Here is a 20,664-nt window from a genome sequence, read left to right as displayed (position 1 = left end):
TTCAGCCTAGCGACAGGACGGGCACCCCCAGCAGGTGGACGGACTCCGGCGTGGCGGTCTCCCCCGCACCGATCGCCACGACCCCGGCGACGACGGCCCGCCCGGCGACCGCGGACAGCATGGCCGCAGAGTCCGACGGCTTCCGTCCGACGTCGACGACGACCCACACCTGGTCGGGTGCGAGGCCCGAGACGGTCGCCGCGTCGTCCCACGCGGCGACGGTGAGCAGGGCGTACCCGTCGCGGACCCCTTCGGCTCGGGCGAGGATGCCGCTCCGCCGGTCGGCCGCGTCGGTGGGCCGGAGGACGTACCGCGCCGCGAAGATGCCCGCGGCCGCGTCGACGTCGTTGGGTCGTCCGACGAGCAGCACGAGGTCGCCGTCGGCGGACCGCACCGACGGCACGACGGGACGGGATGCGGGAAGCGCCGCCACGCGCGCGTGGGGACGGACGTCGACGAGGCGATCCGCGCCTCCAGGCAGGAGAGTGTCCGCAGACCGCGGCGCGTCCGCAGACCGCAGCGCGTCTGCAGACCGCAGCGCGTCTGCAGACCGCAGCGCGTCAGCAGGCAACAGTGCGTCCGGGAGGCGCGACCCGGCCTCCACGGACCCGCCCACCTCGGCGACGGGTCCGGTCGGGCGCGGGGCGCTCCCCGTGATCCCGTCCGCGACGAACCCGTCCAGGACCGACGCGAACGCGTCGGCTCGCGTGGCGGAGGTGCCGTCGCCGGCGGCGATGCGCGCCTCGGCGGCGTCGGCGTCGGCGAGGAGCGCCGCGATGCCCACCCGCTTGACGACGCCGTCCGCGATCGCGACGCGGGCCGTCGGGACCTCGTCGGGTGCGGGGACCTCGACGGTCGCCTCGACGTGCGCCTTCCGGAACAGACCACCGATGCCGGGCGTGGTGACGCGTTCGGCGGCGACGATCCGGGCGCCCGCGCCGAACTCGGCCCGGACGGCGTCCCGGACCTCGTCGAGGGTGGCGCCGTTACGCTGCAATCGGGTCGGCGGCACGGACCACTCCCACGGTCTCGATGGTGGAGCCCGCGGCGGTGGCCTCCTGGTAGGAGAGCACGGGCAGGCCGTTCGACTGCGCGGAGACCATGCGGTGCACGGCCGGCCGGAGCTGCGGTGCGCAGACGAGGACGGCGGAGATGCCCTGGTCCTCGACGGCACGCACGGCGTCGCGCAGGGACCCGAGGACCTGCTCGATGCGGTGCGCGTCGAGCACGATCTGGCTGCCCTGCTCGGAGGGCCGGAGCCCCTCGAGCATCGACTGCTCGAGCAGCGGGTCGATCATGATGACCCGGAGCACGCCGTTGTCGAGGTGACGGGCGGGCAGCGCGGGGCCGAGCGCGGCGCGGGCGGCCTCGACGAGCCCCTCGGGGTCGGTGGAGACCTTCGCGCGGAGGGTGAGCGCCTCGCAGATCCGGCCGAGGTCGTTGATCGGCACCCGCTCGACGAGGAGCCCCTGCAGCACGCGCTGGAGCTCGGCGAGGGAGAGCATGCCGGGGACGAGCTCCTCGACCGCGGCGGGGTTGACCTGCTTGACGCCCTCGGTGAGGACCTTGACGTCCTCGCGGGTGAGGAGGCGCGCGGCGTTGTCGCCGATGATCGCCTGCAGGTGGGTGACGAGCACGGAGACGCGGTCGATGACGGTGGCGCCGGTCATCTCGGCGGCGTGCCGGAGCTCGGCGGGCACCCACTTGCCGGCGAGGCCGAACACCGGCTCGACGGTCGTCTCCCCCGGCAGGCCCTCGAGGTGGTCGCCGAGCGCGAGGACGCTGCGCGACGGCGCGGTGCCGCGGCCCGCCTCGACGCCGGCGATCCGGATGGCGTAGGTCGACGGCGGCAGCTCGATGCTGTCCCGGGTGCGGACCGGGGGCACCACGACGCCCATGTCGATCGCGATCTTGCGGCGGAGGGCACGGACGCGGCCGAGCAGGTCGTCGGAGGAGCCGGAGACCATGTCGACGAGGTCGGGCGCGAGCAGGATCTCGAGCGCGTGCACCCGCATCTGCTCGATGAGGTCCTCGGGGGTGTCGGCGCTCGGCGCGGCTGCGGCCAGTGCGTCCTGCTCGGCTGCGGTCTTCTCGGCGCGGGCGGCGTTCTGCCCGATGCGCCAGCCGGTGAACAGCAGCGTGGCGCCGACGAGCAGGAACGGCAGGATCGGCATGCCGGGGATGAATCCCATCGCGATCGCGGCGACACCGGCGATGGTGAGGGCGTTCCGGGACTGCCCGAGCTGGTTGGCCGCCGACGAGCCCATCTCGGACTCGGCGCCCGAGCGGGTCACGATCATGCCCGTGGACACCGCCATGAGGAGCGCCGGGATCTGCGTGACGAGGCCGTCGCCGATCGTCAGGATGCCGTACTTCGACAGCGCGTCCGTGACCGAGAGGCCGTTCTGCAGCATCCCGATAGCGATGCCGCCGATGAGGTTGATGACGATGATGAGGATGCCCGCGATCGCGTCGCCCTTGACGAACTTCGACGCGCCGTCCATCGCACCGTAGAAGTCGGCCTCGGCGGAGACGGACGCACGGCGTTCCTTCGCCTGCTCGTCGGTGATGAGCCCGGCGTTGAGGTCCGCGTCGATGGCCATCTGCTTGCCGGGCATCGCGTCGAGGGTGAAGCGCGCACCGACCTCGGCGACGCGCTCGGCGCCCTTCGTCACGACGACGAACTGGATGACGATGAGGATGAGGAAGATCACCGCGCCGATGATGATCGAGCCCGAGACGGCGACGTGGCCGAACGCCTGGATGACGTCCCCGGCGAAGCCCTCGCCGAGCACCAGGCGGGTCGACGCGACGTTGAGGCCGAGGCGGAACAGCGTCGCGACGAGGAGCAGCGACGGGAACACCGAGAAGTCGAGCGGCTTCTTCACGAACAGCGTCGTGAGGAGGATCACGAGCGCCAGCAGGATGTTGCAGATGATGAGGAAGTCGAGCAGGAACGACGGCACCGGCAGGATCAGCAGCAGGATGATGCCGACGATGAAGACCGGGACGACGAGCTTCGGCAGGTCCTTGCGGTTCATGCGGGCACCCCTTCAGGAGACGTGGTCGGGCGGAGCTTGCGAGGTCGGAGGTCGCCGGTGAGCGTCGCCGGGTCGATGACCGCGGCCACCTCGTCCGGCGTGGTGGGCCGGGGCGGTCTGTGCGTGCCGGCGGCGGCGCCGCGGGTCTTGAGCGCCATCACGAACGACAGCACCCGGGCGACGGGCGTGTAGAGGTCGACGGGGACCTCCTGCCCGAGCTCGCACGCCGCGTGCAGTGCTCGGGTGAGCGGGACGTCCTGCACGATCGGCACGCGTTCCTGCTCGGCTCGTTCGCGGATCATCGTCGCGACCGGACCGGCGCCCTTCGCGACGACCTTCGGTGCGGACTTGCCCGGCTCGTAGCGGAGCGCGACCGCGTAGTGGGTCGGGTTCGTCATGACGACGTCGGCGGTCCCGATCGCCTGGACCATGCGGTTCCGGCTCATCGCGATCTGCCGGGACCGGCGCTGCGACTTCACGAGGGGGTCGCCCTCGCTGTGCTTGTTCTCGTCCTTGACCTCGCGCTTGGTCATCATCGTGCGCTTGCGGTTCCGCCGGATGACGACGAACACGTCGAGCGCGGCGAGGACGAGCCCGGCGGCGATCGCGGCCCGCATCAGCGTGCCGGTGCCGGCGGCCGCGGCGTCGAGCACGGCGGACAGCGGCAACGACCCACTGGTCATGAGGACGGGGACGAGCGCCTGCACCGCGAACCAGAGGACGAGTCCGACGACCCCGGTCTTGAGGAGTGCCTTGAGGCCGTTCCACATCGCCTGGGTACCGAACACGCGCTTGAGGCCAGCGATCGGATCGAAGTGGTCCGGCTGCGGCGTGAGCTTCCGGAAGTGCACGCCGCCCTGCGCCACCGCGGCGGCGACGACGGCGACGAGGACGACGCCGAGCATCGGGCCGAGGGTGGCACCGACGGACCCGAGGGCGTCGTGGAACACCCCGTTCATCGTGCCGATCGAGGGATCGGCGATGACCCGCTGCACGGCGCGCAGCTGGTCGGAACCGGCCGCGGCGGCGTTTCCGATCGCAGCGGGCATCATGACCGCGGCCGCGCCGATGCCGATCCACGCCCCGAGGTCCTGCGAACGACCGATCTGGCCCTTCTGGTGGACCTCGCGCATCCGCTTCTGTGTGGCCTGTTCGGACCGTTCTCCGCTGTCGGACACTCAGATCACCCCTGTCCCGTGATCGCGGCCACCGCGTCGCCGGTGAGGGACGACACGACGGACGGCAGGGCCATGAAGAGCGCGCCCGCGAAGACGACGGTGAGCCCGATCTTGATCGGGAAGCCCATCTGGAACGCGTTGAGGGCGGGCGCGACACGCGTGAGGAGCCCGAGACCGACGTCGGCGAGGAAGAGGACGACGACGAGCGGCCCGGCGATCTGCAGCGTCGCGAGGAACATCTGGGACAGCGCGGTGACGAGGAGCGACGCCATCCCGCCGAGTTCGAAGGTCCCGGTGAGCGGGACGGCGTCGAACGACCGGACGAGACCGCCGACGATGAGCTGGTACCCGCCCGAGGCGAAGAGCAGCGCGAGCGACGCCATCTGGAACAACCGCGTGAACTGGGCGCCGTTCACCTGCGACTGCGGGTCGAACGCCTGCGCCAGGGTGAACCCGCCGAACAGGTCGATGAGGGCGCCGGCGGACTGCACGGCGGCGAACACCAGGTACACGAGGAACCCGAGGGCGAGCCCCACGACGAGCTGCGTGACGAGGGCGAGCAGGAACGGGCCGGTGTCGAGCGAGTGGTACCCCTCGGCGACCTTCGGGGCGACGCCGATCGCCAGACCGATGCCGAGGATGACCTTCACGGTGCCCGGGAACGCGCGGTACGAGAACGGCGGCGCGATGACGAAGAACGCGACGAGCCGGACGCCGGCGAGCATCGTCGCCTCGAGGCGGTCGCCGTTGATCACGAGCTCCATCAGCCGGCCCCGAGCAGTTTCGGGATCATGTCGAACGCGACGTGGGTGAACCCGACCATCTCCGAGATCATCCAGTTGCCGCAGACGACCAGCGCGATCGCGACCGCGACGGCCTTCGGGACGAACGAGAGCGTGACCTCCTGGATCTGCGTGACCGACTGGAAGAGCGAGATCGCGAAGCCCACGACGAGCGAGGTCACCAGGACGGGGGCCGCGAGCTTGCCGGCGACGAGGAGCGCCTGCAGCACGAGGTCGATGACGGCCTGCTGGTTCATGCGTGCCCCCCTGACGAAACGGCGCTAGACAACGTGGTAGCTCTCGATGAGCGACTTGATGATGAGTCCCCAGCCGTCCACGAGGACGAACAGCAGGATCTTGAACGGCAGCGAGATCATGACCGGCGGCAGCATCATCATGCCCATCGACATGAGCGCGGCGGAGACGACGAGGTCGATGACGAGGAACGGGATGAAGATGACGAACCCGATGATGAACGCGCTCCGCAGCTCGGAGATCACGAACGCCGGGATCACGGTCGTCATCGGGACGTCGGCCATCGACTTCGGGTTGTCCTGCCCGGCGGCACGCGTGATGAGGGCGACGTCCTCCTCGCGGGTCTGGTGCAGCATGAAGGTCCGGAGCGGCTTGGTGCCGACCTCGACCGCCTTCGCGAAGTCGATGTGCCCGGCGAGGTAGGGCTGCAGGGCGTCGTCGTTGATGTGCCCGAGGACCGGGGCCATCACGAACAGCGACAGGAACAGCGCGAGGCCGGCGATGACCTGGTTCGGCGGGATGGACTGCAGGCCGAGCGCGTTCCGCGTCATCGCGAGCACCACGAAGATCTTCGTGAACGACGTCATCATGAGCAGCAGCGCGGGCGCGACGCTGAGGAGCGTGATGCCGATGAGCGTCACGACGGCGGACGACGGCGTGCCGTCCGGCCCGTTCACGCTGACGCTGAAGTCGCCGTTCGCCGGTGCCGTCGGCGTGGCCGGCGCGGTCGGCTGGACCACGCCCGCGGCGTGGGCGCCGGTCGCGGTGAGCATGAGGAACCCGGCGACGACCGCGAGTCCGAGGACGACGAGGGCGACGACGCGCCCGCTCAGGGCCAGACGGTGACCCCGGACCGCGGTCACCCGGCCCGCCGGTTCCGGAGCGCTGCGGCGGCCTGGCGCCAGGTGTCCGCGGACAGGATCGAACCCTGCAGCTGCGCGGGGGTCGGCACGACGGTGCGCTGCGAGCGGCGGTTCCGGGGGCGCATCGGGAGCGGTTCCGCCACGGTGGACGGCTCCGACACGGCGGACGGCTCCGTCACGGCAGCCGGCTCGGCCTGGAGGCGCGGCTCGGCCGCCGTCTGCTGCGCGAGTTCCCGACGGAACTGCTCGGCCGACGGGGTCGGACGCACGGGCAGCTGGACGGGACCCGTCACGATGGTCAGTTCGGGCGCGGGCGCCTGCCCGCTGGTGAGCAGGGCCACGCCGTGCTCGGTGACGCCGAGCACGAGGCGCTCGCCCTCGACGTCGACCACGACCACGCTCGCCTTGCCGCCGATGCCCTGACGGGCGACGACCTCGACCGAGGCCGAACGACGGCCCTTGGCCTTGCCCGCGCCGAACGGGCCCTTCGCCATGCGTCGGTGCAGCACCCACATGAGGGCGAGCACGACGCCGAGCGAGAGCGCGACGCGGAGGGCGATGACGAGCGTGTCCACGGCGGGGCTCAGACGGATTCGGCGACGTCGAGGATCTTCGTGATCCGGACGGCGTAGTCCTGGTCGACGACCACGACCTCGCCGTGCGCGATGAGCCGCCCGTTGAGCAGGACGTCCGCGGGGGCGCCGGCGCTGCGGTCGAGTTCGACGACCGCTCCGGGCTCCATGCCGAGCACGTCGCGGACGGACATCCGGGTGCGGCCGATCTCGACCGTGAGGGTCATCTCGACGTTGTTGATGCGGCCGAGGTTGCCGGACGGGATCGTCGTCGCGGGGGCCGCCGGCGCGGACACGGTGCCGTTCTCGCGCACCCGCAGCGCGAACCAGCCACCGGGGACGCCACCGGCCGTGAGCTCGAACACCACGGCGTCCGGGTCGGCCAGGAGCGCGGACGCCGACTCGCGCCGGGCGTCACCGAGGACCCCGACGCCGAGCACGGACGCGGCGGCCTCGAGCGACGGACGGAGGACGTCCGTGACGTCGACGATCCCGTGCTCGGTCCCGCCGGCTGCCGCGACGGCCTCCAGGTCGGTGAGCACGAGCACGACGTCGGCCGACAGGCCGCCGACGAACGACGCGACCACGGCGTCACGGGCCGCTTCGAGGGCGACGGGTGTCGCGCCTCCAGGCTGGAGCACCGCTGCCAGCGGGGCCGCCGTCGGGAGCTGCGCGACGAGGGCGTCGGCAGCCTGCGTGTGGAGGGTCGTGGTGGTCATGCGGGCTGCTCCGTGCTCGTTGCGGCGGGTGTGGTGGTGACGACGATGCCGGCGAGGCGCGAGCCGTTCGCGCCGACCGCGGCGGTGCCGACGGGCTCGCCGTCGACCGTGATGGTGAGGGGGCGGTGCTGCGGGTGCGGCAGCGGCAGGACGTCTCCGACGGCGAGCCGGAGCACCTGGGAGGGCAGGACCGTCGCCGGGGCGAAGCGCAGGCTGACGCCGACCGGCACGCCCGCGAGTTGCGCGTCGAGCAGGGCGCGGGCGTCGGCCGGCGACACGTGCGCGGCGGCCTCGCCGAGCTGCGGCAGGACGGCGTCCGCCGGGAGCGCGAGCGTCCCCGGGGCGACACGGTCGCCGACGCGGATCGTGAACGAGGCGACGATCATGAGGTCGCCCTTCTGGGCGGCCTGGGCGAACTGCGAGTTGAACTGGAACCCGCCGGCCGTGACGTCGTGCGCGAGGAGTCCGCCGAACGAGTAGCGGAGGTCGTCGAGGGCGTCCTCGACGATCCGGCGGACCAGGGCCTGCTCGATCGGCGTGAAGGTGCGGTCCGGGGTCGGCAGCGGCTTCGAGGCGCCGAGCGCGTGCGAGACCCACGTCAGCGCGGCGTCGAGCGGGACCTGCAGCACGCCCTTCGGGACGACGTCCGCGATCGGCAGCAGGACCATCCCGGTGAGCGCGGGCAGCGAGGCGGCGTACTCGTCGTACGTCGTCATCTCCACCTGCTCGCAGGTGACCTGGCTCACCGCGCGGACCTTCGCGGTCAGCTGGGTGCCCCACTGGCGCGCGAAGGTCTCGAAGGCGAGCTCGAGGACCCGTGCGTGCTCACGGGCGAGCGTCGACGGGCGCGCGAAGTCGTACACCTCGGGCGCTGGCAGGGTCTTGGTCACGGGTGCGTCTATCGGTCCGCCGTGCGGCACCCGTCAGTGCTGTCCCCCGGCTGTGCCCACTTCTGGGGCCGGGGCGCCGTGCGACCGTCGCGTCGGCGTCATGGCTGGTGTCGGCCCCGGCTGGTGTCGGCCCCGGTCGGCTGGGTCAGCCCTGGTGCGCTCCGTCCTGTGCCTTCGCCAGGGCGGGCATGAGCGCGCTGACGTCCTGGTCCTGGTTCGACAGCACCACGATGTCGACCCGCCGGTTCAGGGTGAGGTCGGCATCGGTGCCGCCCTTCGCGAGCGGCCGGCTCGACCCGAACCCGACGCTCTGGATGTGCTCCGCCGGCATGCCGCCCCGCTCCACGAGGTCCCGCAGCACCCCGGTCGCGCGCGAGGCGCTGAGCTCCCAGTTCGTCGCGTACGGCGCCGTCGAGTTCCGCTGGTCGGCGTGACCCTCGACGCTGACGTCGTGATCCGCGGTCTTCAGCACCGGCGAGATCGCGTCCATGATCCGCCGTGCCTGGTCGGACAGGTCGGCGCTGTTCGTCGTGAAGTACGTCTCGCTGCCGACGAGCCGCACGGTCAACCCGCGGGCGTCCACCGTGAACTGCACGTTCGACGTCTGACCGGCCTTGTCGAGGTTGCCCTTGATGGCCGCCTCGATCGCCTTGAGGTCGTCGAGCTCCTTCTGGGCCGCGGCGACGTCGGCCTTCGTCGCCGTGGTCGGCACGACGGTGGACGCGGGGTCGACGTTCGTGTCCTTCGCGCCGGACGAGGCGGTGGAGTGGTCCGCCTGCGACTTGTCCTCGGAGTAGCCGGAGCCGTCCTTCACCTGGTCCTTCGTGACGACGGTGCCGGAGGCGGTGTCGATCTTCTGCGACTTCACCTCGCCGAAGCCCGTCGCGAGCGAGTTCTTCAGCTGGATGTACTTCTGCTGGTCGACCGTCGACATCGCGAAGAGCACGAGGAACATGCACATCAGCACCGTGATCATGTCCATGTAGGACGCCATCCAGCGCTCGTCGGGGTGCTCGGCGTCGTCGTGGCCGCCCTTCTTCCGGCCGCCGCGACCGCGCCCGTGCCCACGGGGGTTCGCGCTCATCGTCAGGCCGCCAGCTGCTGGTCGTCGGCGCCTGCGTCGCCGCCCTTGCCCTTGCCCGCCTTGCCCTTGCCACCGGCCGCGTCGTTGCGGGCGGCGGGCGGGACCATGGCCTTGAGGCGCTCACCGAGCAGCCGGGGCTGGCTGCCGGCCTGCACGGCGAGGAGGCCCTCCATCAGCAGGGTCTGCCGGTCGGACTCCAGCTGCGCGAGCTTCCGGAGCTTGCCGCCGATGGGCAGCCAGAGGAAGTTCGCGGTGAGGAGGCCCCACAGCGTCGCGACGAACGCGCTCGCGATGAGCGGGCCGAGCTCGTCCGGCTTGCCGAGGTTGGCCAGCACGTGCGTCAGCGAGACCACGGTGCCGATGATGCCGACCGTCGGGGCGAACCCGCCGAGGCCCATGAAGAACGCGCTCGCGCTCCGCACCGGGGCGGCGTTCGACTCGATCTCGTCCTCGAGCAGGATCCGCAGCTCGTCGCCGTCGGTGCCGTCCGCGATGTTCTGCAGCGCCTTCTTCATGAACGGGTCGTCGTGCTTGTCGGCCTCCTGCTCGAGCGCGAGCAGACCGTTCGACCGTGCCGTCTCGGCGAGCCCGACCACGTCCTCGATGACCGAGGCCGGCGGGGTGACCTTGCCGGTGAACGCCTTCGGGACCGACTTGAAGCTGGCGATCGCGTCCTTCAGCGTGGTGCTCGCGATGCCGCAGCCGATGGTGGCGCCGAACACGAGGAGCATCGGGGCGGGGAGGAACAGCCCGGCGAGCTCGACGTGTTCCATCTCGACCATGCCGAAGAGCGCACCGAAGGCGAGGAGGATGCCGACGATCGTCGCGATGTCCATCAGCGGCCCCCGTCCTGCGTGCGAGGTGCGCGGTCGGTCCCGGCGCCGTGGATCGGGGCCACGGCCGCGAGCGTCGGCTGCGGGCCGGTGGCGTTCCGCGCTTCCGTGCCGTACGCCATGGTGACGATCCGGGCGCGGTACGCGGCGATCCGGTCGATGACCTCGGCCATGGACTCGCGCACGATGTACTTCGCGCCGTCGACCATGATGAGCGTCGTGTCCGGCGTCTCCTGGATGCGCTCCACGAGGTCGGGGTTGACAGCGAATCCGCTGCCGTTGAGTCGTGTGACGACGATCATGGCCCGTCCTGGTTCTCGATCGTCCCGCCGCCGTCCGTGGGGCGGGATGCGGGCCCGTCCGTGGGCCTGCACGGAGGTCTATCGGCGGCCACCGTCGGCGCGTTAGCCCGTGTCGGCAACACGGGGGACGAACTCGTCGGCCGGTGGTGCATCCGATCGGGGGTCCCGGCCGGTAGTGGGAGTACGACGTCGACGATGACGTCGTCCGCACCGGCCCGGACGTGCCCGAAGGAGACCTCCATGCGCAAGACACTCGCCACCGGCCTGAGCGCCGGTGTCCTGCTCGCCGCCGCCGCTGCCGTCATGCCCGCGACCGCGGCGACCGCAGCCACCGGCGACGCCACGCTCTCCGTCCTCCACGCCGTGCCGGCCGTCACCGTCGACGTCTACCTCGACGGCAAGCGCGCGCTGGACGACTTCAAGCCGGGCACCCTCGCCGGACCGATGATGGTCCCCGCCGGCGCGCACCAGATCGCGATCACCGCTTCGGACGCCGCCGACGCGTCCAAGCCGATCATCGGGCCGGTCGACGTCACCCTCGCCGCCGGCTCGAACTCCACCGCGGTCGCCCACGACAAGACGGACGGCTCCCCCACGGCGACGCTCTTCACGAACGACACCTCCGCGGTCGCGGCCGGGCAGGGACGGCTCATCGTCCGGCACGTCGCGGCAGCACCGGCCGTGGACGTCCTGGCGGGCGGCAAGGCCGTCGTCTCGAACCTCGCCAACCCGGACGAGCAGGCGCTCGAGCTGCCGGCCGGCACCGTCTCGGCGTCCGTCGCCGCGACCGGGACGACCGACCCGGTGATCGGCCCGGCCGACGTCGCGGTGACGGCGGGTTCGGACACGATCGTGTACGCCTGGGGCAGCCTGGACGACAAGAACCTGGCGCTCGCGACGCAGACGATCGCCGACCTCGGCGGCACGCCGAACGGTGTCCCCGCCGGCAACGCCGGCCTGGTCGCCACCAACGCCCCGGACGTCGCACCGCTCGTGGGTGGTGCCGCTGCGATCGCGGCCGCGGTGGCCATCGGTGCCGTCGTGCTCCGTCGTCGCCACCTGGCCGTGGCCACGAAGCGACCGGACTCGGGACGCTGAACACCCTCCGTACCGTGCGGTCCGCCGCGACGACGCTCGTCGTCGCCGCGGCGGCCCTCACCGTCATGACCGGGTGCTCGCCGGCCGAGGCTCCCACCCCCGGCGGGCACCCTTCATCCGCCCCGACGGCGACGCCCACGCCGGTGCCGTCGGCGTTCTCGGCCGCGGTCCCGCAGTCCGCGGCGACGCTCCCTCCGGTCCGGCAGGCCGTGGCGCCGACCAGGATCGACGTCGACTGGGCCGGCGTCACCGCGACCGTCCGGCCCGAGGGCGTCGACGACCAGGGAGCGATGGCCCTGCCGCCCGATCCCAGCGTCGCCGGGTGGTACCGGTTCGGCGCGGCGCCGTCCTCCTCCGAGGGCGCCGTGGTCATCGCGGCGCACGTGGACGCGGTCGGCTACGGCGTCGGACCGTTCGCCCACCTTCGGGACGTCCCCGCCGGCACGACCGTCTCCGTCACCGACGCCGCCGGTGCCGAGACCCGGTGGCGGATCGCTTCCGTCGACATGCTGGAGAAGCAGGGACTGCCGTGGGGCTCCGTCTTCCGCGTCGACGGGCCGCGGCAGCTGGTCCTCGTCACCTGCGGCGGCGCGTTCGACACCACCACCCACCACTACGAGAGCAACCTCGTGATCACCGCGGACCCGGCGTAGGACACCGGGACGACCATGGGCGAGATGCCGGACCGGGCCGTACGATCAGGACGTGGTCGACGAGGACCGCAGCAGCGACAGGACGACGTGACGACCACCCTCCCGGACGACGGCGAACTCTCCGACGCGTTCAGCGCCGGGAGCGAGCACGCCCTGCGAGCGGTCTACGACCGGTGGTCGTCGCTGGTCTACTCGCTCGCCCTCCGGGCCCTGTCCGACCCGAGCGCGGCCGAGGACGTCACCCAGCAGGTCTTCGTGAAGGCCTGGCAGCGGAGCGCGTCGTACGACCCGACCCGCGCTCCCCTCGGCGCCTGGCTCGTCGGGATCACCCGGAACTGCATCGCCGACGCCCTCACCGATCGGCGTCGACACGCGAGCGCCGCCGACCCGGACGTCGTCGAGGAGACCACCGCCGCCCCGGAACCGGCCTTCGACCTGGCCGAGCGTGCACTCGTCGCCGGCGAACTCGACCGGCTCGGCGAGGTCCCGCGGCGCGTCATGCGACTGGCGTTCTACGACGACCTCAGCCATCGTGAGATCGCCGAACGGCTCGACCTGCCCCTGGGGACGGTGAAGAGCCACATCCACCGAAGTCTGGCTCGGCTCCGAACACGTCTGGAGGTGATCGAATGAAGCACGTCGACGACGAGACCCTGGCGATGCTCGCGGTCTCCGACGAAGTGGCGGACAACGAGGTCGCCGCGCACCTGGCGTCCTGCCAGCGCTGCCGTGACGAGGTCGCGGCGTTGCAGCGCGTCGCCGCGGTCACCCGGTCCACGGCGGACATCGGTCTGACCGCGCCGCCGGAGCGGGTCTGGGACCGGATCGCCGCCGAGATCGCCGACGCCGAAGGCGCGACGACGCCGCCGTCGCCGTCGCCGTCGACGCCGACGTCGACGCCGACGTCGACGTCGACGCCGAGGTCACCGCTGGAACCGACGCAGGAGCCAGGACCCGCGCCCACACCCGCGACGACACCGGGGCCGACACCGGCACCGGGGCGCACCGACTCGCACACCGCCGACCGCCGTCGCCGCCCTCGTCCTGTCGGGCGTCGGCGTCCTCGCCGTCCTGGCCGGCATCGGGGTGGTGACGGGGGTGGTGCCCGGACTCCCCCGCGGCGCTTCCGAGACGGTCCTCGCGAGCGCCGCCCTCGACCCCCTGCCCGCGTGGAAGGGATCGCGCGGCACCGCCGAACTCGAACGCGACCGTGACGGCAGACTGACCCTCGTCGTCGACCTCCGCGGCGCGAGCGACGACGCCGACGCCGGCGCCGACCCCGACGCTGACGCCGGGGCCAGCGCCGACGACGAGCCCGCCGGTGGCCTCCGCGAGGTCTGGATGATGCGCTCGGACCTCAAGGGCCTGGTGAGCGTCGGCTTCCTCGACGGCGATCGTGGTCGCTTCACCGTCCCGGCGGCGATGGACACCTCGGAGTTCCCGGTGGTCGACGTGTCGGCGGAGGCGGACGACGGCGACCCGACGCACTCCGGCGACTCGATCGTGCGCGGCACGCTGGCGCCGTCCTGACACGAGCGTGATGGCCGTGGCGTCCCCCGAATTCTCAGATACGACGTCACCAGCCTGAAGAACACGTGAATCGGGGTGTCAACACCCCTGCTTTATCTCACGACCGTGTTAGCGTGACGCCATGTCCGACACCACCACCGTCGAAACGCCGGCCACCACCGCCACGCCGGCACCCCTCCGCGAGGTCGGCGCCCTCATCCGTGGGGCCCGCAAGGGCCGCAGCATGACGCAGGCGCAGCTCGCCGAACGCGTCGGCACCAGCCAGAGCGCGATCAACCGCATCGAGCAGGGCGGGCAGAACCTGTCCCTCGAGATGCTCACCCGCATCAGCGACGCCCTCGACCAGCAGATCGTCTCGATCGGCGGCGCTCCCCAGCGCGCACACCTCCGCGTGCAGGGCGGCCGGAAGCTCAGCGGCTCGATCGCCGTGAACTCGAGCAAGAACGCCGCCGTGGCGCTCCTCTGCGCCTCACTGCTCAACCGCGGCGTCACCCGGCTGCACCGGGTCGCGCGCATCGTCGAGGTCGACCGCATCATCGACGTGCTCCGCAGCCTGGGCGCGACCGTCACCTGGTCCGCCGACGGCGAGACCCTCGAGATCGTCGCCCCGTCCGACCTCCGCCTCGACGCGATCGACGCCGACGCCGCCCGCCGCACCCGCAGCGTCCTCATGTTCCTCGGCCCGCTCAGCGGCCGGTACGAGTCCTTCCGCCTGCCCTACGCCGGCGGCTGCGACCTCGGCACCCGCACGGTCGAACCGCACCTCATCGCGCTCCGCCCCTTCGGCGTCGACGTCGAGGCGACCTCCGGCTGGTACGAGGTCGGCGTGGCGAACACCGCCGTCCCGACGAAGTCCGTCGTCCTCACCGAGCGCGGCGACACCGTCACCGAGAACGCGATCCTCGCCGCGGCCGCCCGCGACGGCGAGACCGTGATCCGGAACGCCAGCCCCAACTACATGGTGCAGGACCTCTGCTTCTTCCTCGAGCTGCTCGGGGTGGAGATCGAGGGCATCGGCACGACCACGCTCCGCATCACCGGCAAGAGCCGCATCGACGAGGTCGTGGACTACTGGCCGAGCGAGGACCCGGTCGAGGCGATGAGCCTCCTCACCGCCGGCATCGTCACCGCCTCGACCCTCACGGTGACCCGCGCGCCGATCGAGTTCCTCGAGATCGAGCTCGCCACCCTCGCCGAGATGGGCCTGCGGTTCGACGTCTCCGACGAGTACGCCGCCGCGAACGGCCGTACCCGGCTGGTCGACATCACGGTGCACCCGTCCGAGCTGCACGCGCCGATCGACAAGATCCACGCGATGCCGTTCCCGGGCCTCAACATCGACAACCTGCCGTTCTTCGTCGTCATCGCCGCGATGGCCGAGGGCACCACGCTCGTCCACGACTGGGTGTACGAGGGCCGCGCGATCCACCTGCTCGACCTCACCCGGCTCGGCGCGAGCGTGACCCTGCGCGACCCGCACCGTCTCGACGTGACCGGCCCGACGCACTTCTCCGGTGCCGAGGTCAGCTGCCCGCCGGCGCTCCGTCCCGCGGTCGTCATCCTGCTCGCGATGCTCGCGGCGAAGGGCGAGAGCGTCCTCCGCAACGTGGGCATCATCGCCCGCGGCTACGAGCAGCTGCAGGAGCGTCTCAACTCGCTCGGCGCGTCCATCGAGACCTTCCACGACTGAGTCGCCCCTCCCCGCGATCCGCGGGGTGCGTCCCTGACGGCCTGGAGGCGCGTGGCGGCACCGCCACGCGCCTCCAGGCCGTCGTCACGCCGTCGAGAGCCGCCCCGTCAGCCCGGCACGTCGTCGCAGGTCGAACGCCGCCTCGACGAGTGCCCGCGTGCGCGGGTGGGTCCCGTCGTCGAAGACCCGCTCGGCAGGGGCGAGGTCCACGATGCGGCCGGCCTCGAACACCGCGATCCGGTCGGCCACCCGGCGGACCACCGCCAGGTCGTGGGAGATGAACACGCACGTCGTGCCGGTGGTGCGCTGCAGGTCGAGCACGAGGTCGAGGATCCGCGCCTGGACCGACACGTCGAGCGCGGACGTCGGCTCGTCGCACACCACGAGCGGGACCGGTCCCGCGAAGGCCCGCGCGATGGCGACGCGTTGCTTCTGCCCGCCGGAGAGCTGCGCGGGCCGGCGGTCGAGGACGTCGGCGGCCAGCCCGACCCGCGCTGCGAGCTCCTCGGCGGAGCCCTCACCGTGGAGCAGGCGGATCGCGCGGCCGAGCACCTGCCGGACCGTGCGGCGCGGGTTGAGGGAGGCGTCCGCGTTCTGGAAGACCACCTGGACCGGCGGGGTCCGCCGCGGGTTGCGGCCGACCCGGTCGCCGTGGTCGCCGTGGCCGTCGCCGTCGCCGGCCAGGTCGATCGAGCCGTCGTACCCGACGAGCCCTGCGAGCGCGCGGCCGAACGTCGTCTTCCCGGACCCGGACTCGCCGACGACGCCGAGGACCTCGCCGCGGTGCAGGTCGAGGTCGACGCCGTCCAGGGCTGCCTGACCCTCGTACTCCTTGCGCAGGCCACGCACCGTGACGAGGACGTCCGGGGCTCGCTGTGCGGCGGGTTCGTCAGCGGCGGGTTCGTCAGCGGCCGGTTCGTCAGCGGCTGGCCGGGCAGCCGGCTTGCCGGCGGTGATGTCCGGAAGCGCCTCGACGAGCTGCACCGTGTACGGATCGCTCGGAGCGAGGAGCACCCGGGTCGCGGAGCCCTCCTCGACGAGGACACCCCGCCGGAGGACACCGACGCGGTCGCAGTGCGCCGCGACGAGCGGCAGGTTGTGGCTGATGAGGAGGGTGGCGAACCCGAGCTCGGTCCGGAGCTCGTCGATGAGCGCCATGATCCCCGCCTCGACCGTGCTGTCGAGCCCCGTGGTCGGTTCGTCGAGGACGAGCAGGCGGGGTCGGGCGACGAGCGCCATCGCGATGGCGACGCGCTGCTGCTGCCCACCGGACAGCTCGTGCGGGTACCGGACGCCCACGATCTCCGGTGCCGGCAGCCCCACCCGGGTGAACGCCTGCACGGTGGCGGCCTCGGCGTCGGCGCGTCCGGAACCGCGGGCGCGGAGGACCTCGGCGACCTGCCGTCCCACCGTCATCGTCGGGTTGAGCGCGAGACCGGGTTCCTGGTGCACGACCGCGACGACGTCCCGCCGGAAGCGCCGGAGACCCTCGCGGCGGAGCGCGACGACGTCCGACCCGTCCACCGTGATCGTCGTCGCCGAGACGGTGGCATCCGGGTCGAGCGACGCCGTCAGCGTCCCGGCGACCGTGCTCTTGCCGGAGCCGGACTCGCCGACGAGGCCGTACGAGCCGCCGGGTTCGATCGTGAACGAGACGTCGTCGACGACGCGTACGCCGCGGTACGCGACGGTGAGCCCCTCGACCCGGACCAGTGGCTCGGTCATCCGGTGACCTCCTTGAGGTTGTCCGCGATGAGGTTCGCGGAGACGACGATCGAGGCGACGGCCACGCCGGGGAACACGACGGTCCACCAGGCGGCCTGCAGGTACGCGCGGTTCGCGTTGATGTCGAGGCCCCAGTCGGCGGCCGGTGGTTGCGATCCGAGTCCGAGGAACGAGAGCGACGCGGTGATGAAGATCGCGGCACCGAGGCTCAGGACGGCCTGGATGACGAACACCCCGACCACGTTCGGCAGGAGTTCGGTCAGCATCGCCCGGAACGCGCTCTCCCCCTGCAGCCGGGCCGCCTGCACGTACGACTTCCCCATCTCGACGAGCACCGCCGCACGGACGATGCGGGCGATGCCGGGCGCGAACAGCACCCCGACGATGAGGATCAGCGCCGGCGTCGACACCCCGAAGGCCCCGACGAGGACGACCAGGAAGATGAGGCTCGGCAGGGCGAGGAGGACGTCGAAGAACCGCATGAGCGCGGTGTCCACCCAGCCGCGGTGGTAGCCGGCCAGCAGGCCGAGCGTGCCGCCGAGCACGGTGGCGAGGGCGGCCCCGAACGGACCGATCAGGAGCGCCGGCCGCGCACCGGCCGCGACCCGGGCGAACACGTCGCGTCCGAGCGAGTCGGTGCCGAACCAGTGCGCACCGCTCGGTGCCTGGAGGAGTCCGCCGGTCTTCGCGAACGGCTGCAGGCCGAACGCGTGCCAGCCGACCGCGAGGGCGACCCACCACAGCAGGATCGCGACCGAGACGAGGAAGGTCGGGCGCCGGAGGAGCGCGCGCCCACCGCGACGAGCGGCGCGGACGGTGGGCGCCCCGACGGCGTCCGGGGCGAGGCGGGTGTCGGTGTCGGTGCCCACGGCACCGGGGACGACTGCGGTCATGCGGTGGCCCTCCGTTCGAAGCGGATCCGCGGGTCGACGACGACGAACAGCAGGTCGGTGAGCAGCAGCGCGCCGAGCGACATCGCGCCGGCGAGCATCACGCCGCTCTCCAGCAGCAGGGCGTCCTTGCGCTCGGCGGCGGACACGAGCAGCGCACCGAGCCCCGGGTACGAGAACAGGGTCTCGACGATGACGCTGCCGCCGAGGAGCGTGCCGAGGTAGATGCCGAGCACCGAGAACGTCGGGATCAGCGCGTTCCGGATCACGTGGCGCCGGACGATCTGCCCGTTCGTGAGTCCCTTCAGCACGGCGGTCCGGTGGAACTGCGAGCGGATGGTGTCGATCGTGCCGGCGCGCACCATCCGGGTGAGCACCGCGAGGTACGCCAGCGCGAGGACCACGGCGGGCAACGTGAGGACGCGGAGCCGTTCCCCGAACCCGGCGTCGAGCGCCCCGGAGGCCTGCACGGGCACGACCCGCAGCCAGACGGCGAACACGAGGAGCAGCACGATCCCGACGACGAACTCGGGGACCGCGGACACGGTGAGGAGTCCCACCGTGATGGCGCGGTCGGACCGACGCCCCTGCCGGTAGGCCTGGACGGCGCCGAGCGCGATCGCCACCGGCACCATGATCACGAACGCGTAGGCACCGAGCAGGAGCGAGTTGCCGAGCCGCCCGAGCACGAGGTCCCGGACCGGCTCGGAGTACACGAAGCTGGTGCCCCAGTCGCCCGTCACGAAGCCGCCGATCCAGTGCAGGTAGCGCGAGACGAGCGACCCGTCGAGTCCGTGCTGGACGTTCCAGGCGTGCACCTGCGCCGCCGTCGCGTACTGACCCAGGGCGTTCCGACCGGGGTCGCCGGGCACGACCTGGACGAGCCAGAACGTCAGCACGGAGACCACGACGAGGACGAGCGGGATCTGGACGACCCGACGCCCGACGAGGGCCAGCAGACGACGGCGGCGCGCGGTGCTCATGACGAGCTGACCCCGATCCCGCGGAAGTCGAAGCCGCCGGGGAAGTCCTGGCCGGACCGGAACGTCCCGGTGACGTGCTGCTGCAGGACGATCTTGCTCGACGCGAACGCGGGGACGATGACCGGCAGGTCCGTCCACTCGATCTCGGCGATCTGGTCGGCGAGGTCCTGGCGCTCGGATGCGGAGGTGGTGGACTCGTACTCGTCGGTGAGCGTCTCGAGCGTCGTGTTCGAGTACTTCGAGGCGTTCCAGGCCGCGCCCGAGCGGTAGATGAGGTCGACGTACTGGGCCGGCAGTCGCTGCGCCCAGTTGGTGATCGTCACCGGGGCGTTGAGCCACGGGGTGTCGTCACCGTCGGCGTAGTACTGCGCGCTCGTGAGCACCTTGAGGGTGACGTCGAACCCGCCGACCGCTTCGAGCTGCTGCTGGACGACCTGCGCGAGGGTCTTCTCGGAGTCGAGGGTCGTGATCGCGAACGAGACCGTCTTCCCACCGAGGAGCTGCTTGACCTTCGCGGTGTCCTGCTCCCGCTGGTCGAGGCCCTTCGGCTGGATCGCCGAGCCCGGGAAGAAGGTGGTGTCGTTGCCGACGGACGCGTCGCCGCCGTAGACCGTCTTGACGATCTCCTTGCGGTCGAGGGCCAACGCGAACGCCTCGCGCACCTTCGGGTCGTCGAACGGCGCCTTCGTGACGTCGAGGAAGATGCCGTCGAACTTGTTGTAGTAGGGCTCGGTCTCCTTGTGGTCGGAGCCCTTCAGCGTCGAGGTCACCGTGGGGCTCGACGCGATCTGGTCGATCTCGCCGCTCTGGAACGCGAGGAGCTGCGCCTGGTCGTCGGCGTAGAACTTCACGTCGAGCTCGGACAGGTCGACGTCCTTCGCATCCCAGTACTTCGGGTTCTTCGTGAACGTCACGCCCTGGCCGGCGGAGTACTTCGACAGCACGAACTGGCCGGCGCCGACCGGCTTCTTGGCCCAGTTGGTCGACGCGGAGAAGCCGGCGGGCTGGATCGTCGTGTTCGAGCCGGTGAGCAGGTACGGGAAGTCGGCGTAGGGCTTCGCCAGCGCGAAGGTCACCGCGGAGTCGCCGTCGGCGGTGACCGACGCCAGGATGCCGTCGAAGCTCGACTTGCCGGGCGACTGGCTGTCCCCGCCGATGATCGAGTCGAACGTCGACACGACGTCCTTGCTCGTCAGCGCGGAGCCGTCGGAGAACTCCAGCCCGTCGCGGAGCGTCACGGTCCAGGTGCGGCCGTCGGACGAGGCTTTCCACGACTTCGCGAGACGCCCCTCGAGCTTCCCCTTCGCGTCCTGGCTGAGCAGCCCCTCGGACGCCAGCCCGACCAGGAACATCGCGTTGTAGTCGGACGTGGTGAGCGGGTTGATGGTGCTGTCGGGCTCCTGCAGTCCGAGCTTGTAGACGCCGACGTCGGACGAGGTGCCGGAACCGCCGGCGGCGGCGCCCCCGGACGAGCAGGCCGCCAGTGTGAGGGCGAGTGCGGATGCTGCGGCGGCGAGGGCGAGGCGCTTGAGGCGCCGCCGTCGCGACGTGAGGTCGACGGTCACGATGGACTCCT

General features: G+C 71.8%; 21 protein-coding genes. 5 read left to right on the top strand and 16 right to left on the bottom strand.

Annotation, left to right across the window (positions count from 1 at the left end; all coding sequences use genetic code 11):
- Position 1: 1 nt before the first annotated feature.
- The 12 genes from DEJ28_RS08905 to DEJ28_RS08850 all read right to left on the bottom strand — a co-directional run bounded on the left by DEJ28_RS08905 (position 2) and on the right by DEJ28_RS08850 (position 10,519).
- Entirely contained in the window at positions 2 to 997 is a 996-nt protein-coding gene (locus DEJ28_RS08905) for a hypothetical protein (RefSeq protein ID WP_111115480.1), read from the bottom strand.
- Complete coding sequence (locus DEJ28_RS08900; RefSeq protein WP_111115481.1) at positions 987 to 3,041, bottom strand: flagellar biosynthesis protein FlhA; 2,055 nt, start codon at positions 3,039 to 3,041, stop codon at positions 987 to 989. Before DEJ28_RS08900 ends, DEJ28_RS08905 begins: the two co-directional genes overlap by 11 nt.
- A complete protein-coding gene (locus DEJ28_RS08895; RefSeq protein ID WP_111115482.1) occupies positions 3,038 to 4,219 on the bottom strand; it encodes an EscU/YscU/HrcU family type III secretion system export apparatus switch protein in 1,182 nt (393 codons plus the stop codon). The genes DEJ28_RS08900 and DEJ28_RS08895 overlap by 4 nt, the downstream gene beginning before the upstream one ends.
- A 5-nt stretch (positions 4,220 to 4,224) precedes the next feature.
- A complete protein-coding gene (locus tag DEJ28_RS08890) occupies positions 4,225 to 4,983 on the bottom strand; it encodes a flagellar biosynthetic protein FliR (protein ID WP_111115483.1) in 759 nt (252 codons plus the stop codon).
- Positions 4,983 to 5,258 (bottom strand): flagellar biosynthesis protein FliQ, encoded by a 276-nt coding sequence (gene fliQ, locus DEJ28_RS08885; RefSeq protein WP_111115484.1) that lies wholly within the window; start codon positions 5,256 to 5,258, stop codon positions 4,983 to 4,985. Before fliQ ends, DEJ28_RS08890 begins: the two co-directional genes overlap by 1 nt.
- A gap of 24 nt (positions 5,259 to 5,282) precedes the next feature.
- Positions 5,283 to 6,119, bottom strand: a complete 837-nt coding sequence (gene fliP / locus DEJ28_RS08880; RefSeq protein ID WP_111115485.1) for a flagellar type III secretion system pore protein FliP — start codon at positions 6,117 to 6,119, stop codon at positions 5,283 to 5,285.
- A complete protein-coding gene (locus DEJ28_RS08875) occupies positions 6,116 to 6,694 on the bottom strand; it encodes a FliO/MopB family protein (protein WP_220034625.1) in 579 nt (192 codons plus the stop codon). The genes fliP and DEJ28_RS08875 overlap by 4 nt, the downstream gene beginning before the upstream one ends.
- Before the next feature lie 8 nt (positions 6,695 to 6,702).
- Positions 6,703 to 7,410: a flagellar motor switch protein FliN gene (gene fliN / locus DEJ28_RS08870; protein ID WP_111115486.1), complete on the bottom strand. Its 708-nt coding sequence runs from the start codon at positions 7,408 to 7,410 to the stop codon at positions 6,703 to 6,705.
- Positions 7,407 to 8,300, bottom strand: coding sequence for a flagellar motor switch protein FliM (locus DEJ28_RS08865; protein WP_111115487.1), 894 nt, complete (start codon positions 8,298 to 8,300; stop codon positions 7,407 to 7,409). Before DEJ28_RS08865 ends, fliN begins: the two co-directional genes overlap by 4 nt.
- Before the next feature lie 145 nt (positions 8,301 to 8,445).
- Positions 8,446 to 9,384 (bottom strand): OmpA/MotB family protein, encoded by a 939-nt coding sequence (locus tag DEJ28_RS08860; protein WP_111115488.1) that lies wholly within the window; start codon positions 9,382 to 9,384, stop codon positions 8,446 to 8,448.
- A 2-nt stretch (positions 9,385 to 9,386) separates the two neighbouring features.
- Positions 9,387 to 10,220 (bottom strand): motility protein A, encoded by an 834-nt coding sequence (locus DEJ28_RS08855; RefSeq protein WP_111115489.1) that lies wholly within the window; start codon positions 10,218 to 10,220, stop codon positions 9,387 to 9,389.
- Positions 10,220 to 10,519 carry a flagellar FlbD family protein gene (locus tag DEJ28_RS08850; protein WP_111115490.1) on the bottom strand — a complete coding sequence of 100 codons (300 nt, stop codon included), beginning with the start codon at positions 10,517 to 10,519 and terminating at the stop codon, positions 10,220 to 10,222. Before DEJ28_RS08850 ends, DEJ28_RS08855 begins: the two co-directional genes overlap by 1 nt.
- 240 nt (positions 10,520 to 10,759) lie before the next feature.
- On the opposite strand from DEJ28_RS08850, the gene DEJ28_RS08845 reads away from it, so the two are divergent.
- The 5 genes from DEJ28_RS08845 (at position 10,760) to DEJ28_RS08825 (ending at position 15,490) form a co-directional block, all read left to right on the top strand.
- Positions 10,760 to 11,617, top strand: coding sequence for a DUF4397 domain-containing protein (locus tag DEJ28_RS08845; RefSeq protein WP_111115576.1), 858 nt, complete (start codon positions 10,760 to 10,762; stop codon positions 11,615 to 11,617).
- 14 nt (positions 11,618 to 11,631) lie between these two features.
- Positions 11,632 to 12,270 carry a class F sortase gene (locus DEJ28_RS08840; protein WP_111115491.1) on the top strand — a complete coding sequence of 213 codons (639 nt, stop codon included), beginning with the start codon at positions 11,632 to 11,634 and terminating at the stop codon, positions 12,268 to 12,270.
- A gap of 87 nt (positions 12,271 to 12,357) precedes the next feature.
- Positions 12,358 to 12,903, top strand: coding sequence for an RNA polymerase sigma factor (locus DEJ28_RS08835; protein WP_258368043.1), 546 nt, complete (start codon positions 12,358 to 12,360; stop codon positions 12,901 to 12,903).
- A 468-nt stretch (positions 12,904 to 13,371) separates the two neighbouring features.
- Positions 13,372 to 13,800 carry an anti-sigma factor domain-containing protein gene (locus tag DEJ28_RS18025; RefSeq protein ID WP_349774950.1) on the top strand — a complete coding sequence of 143 codons (429 nt, stop codon included), beginning with the start codon at positions 13,372 to 13,374 and terminating at the stop codon, positions 13,798 to 13,800.
- A 121-nt stretch (positions 13,801 to 13,921) separates the two neighbouring features.
- The gene (locus DEJ28_RS08825; protein ID WP_181433698.1) at positions 13,922 to 15,490 is read left to right on the top strand and encodes a helix-turn-helix domain-containing protein; all 1,569 of its coding nucleotides are present in this window, start codon (positions 13,922 to 13,924) and stop codon (positions 15,488 to 15,490) included.
- A gap of 84 nt (positions 15,491 to 15,574) precedes the next feature.
- On the opposite strand, the gene DEJ28_RS08820 is transcribed toward DEJ28_RS08825, so the two are convergent.
- From DEJ28_RS08820 to DEJ28_RS08805, 4 genes are read right to left on the bottom strand one after another with little or no spacing between them, the layout of a single operon-like run.
- The gene (locus DEJ28_RS08820; RefSeq protein WP_111115493.1) at positions 15,575 to 17,215 is read right to left on the bottom strand and encodes an ATP-binding cassette domain-containing protein; all 1,641 of its coding nucleotides are present in this window, start codon (positions 17,213 to 17,215) and stop codon (positions 15,575 to 15,577) included.
- The gene (locus tag DEJ28_RS08815; protein ID WP_111115494.1) at positions 17,212 to 18,108 is read right to left on the bottom strand and encodes an ABC transporter permease; all 897 of its coding nucleotides are present in this window, start codon (positions 18,106 to 18,108) and stop codon (positions 17,212 to 17,214) included. Before DEJ28_RS08815 ends, DEJ28_RS08820 begins: the two co-directional genes overlap by 4 nt.
- Positions 18,105 to 19,088: an ABC transporter permease gene (locus DEJ28_RS08810; RefSeq protein WP_111115495.1), complete on the bottom strand. Its 984-nt coding sequence runs from the start codon at positions 19,086 to 19,088 to the stop codon at positions 18,105 to 18,107. Before DEJ28_RS08810 ends, DEJ28_RS08815 begins: the two co-directional genes overlap by 4 nt.
- The gene (locus tag DEJ28_RS08805) at positions 19,085 to 20,653 is read right to left on the bottom strand and encodes an ABC transporter substrate-binding protein (RefSeq protein WP_111115496.1); all 1,569 of its coding nucleotides are present in this window, start codon (positions 20,651 to 20,653) and stop codon (positions 19,085 to 19,087) included. Before DEJ28_RS08805 ends, DEJ28_RS08810 begins: the two co-directional genes overlap by 4 nt.
- Positions 20,654 to 20,664 lie beyond the last annotated feature (11 nt).

Source organism: Curtobacterium sp. MCPF17_002 (assembly GCF_003234115.2).
Classification (GTDB): domain Bacteria; phylum Actinomycetota; class Actinomycetes; order Actinomycetales; family Microbacteriaceae; genus Curtobacterium.
This window is presented reverse-complemented; position numbering and strand designations above follow the sequence as displayed.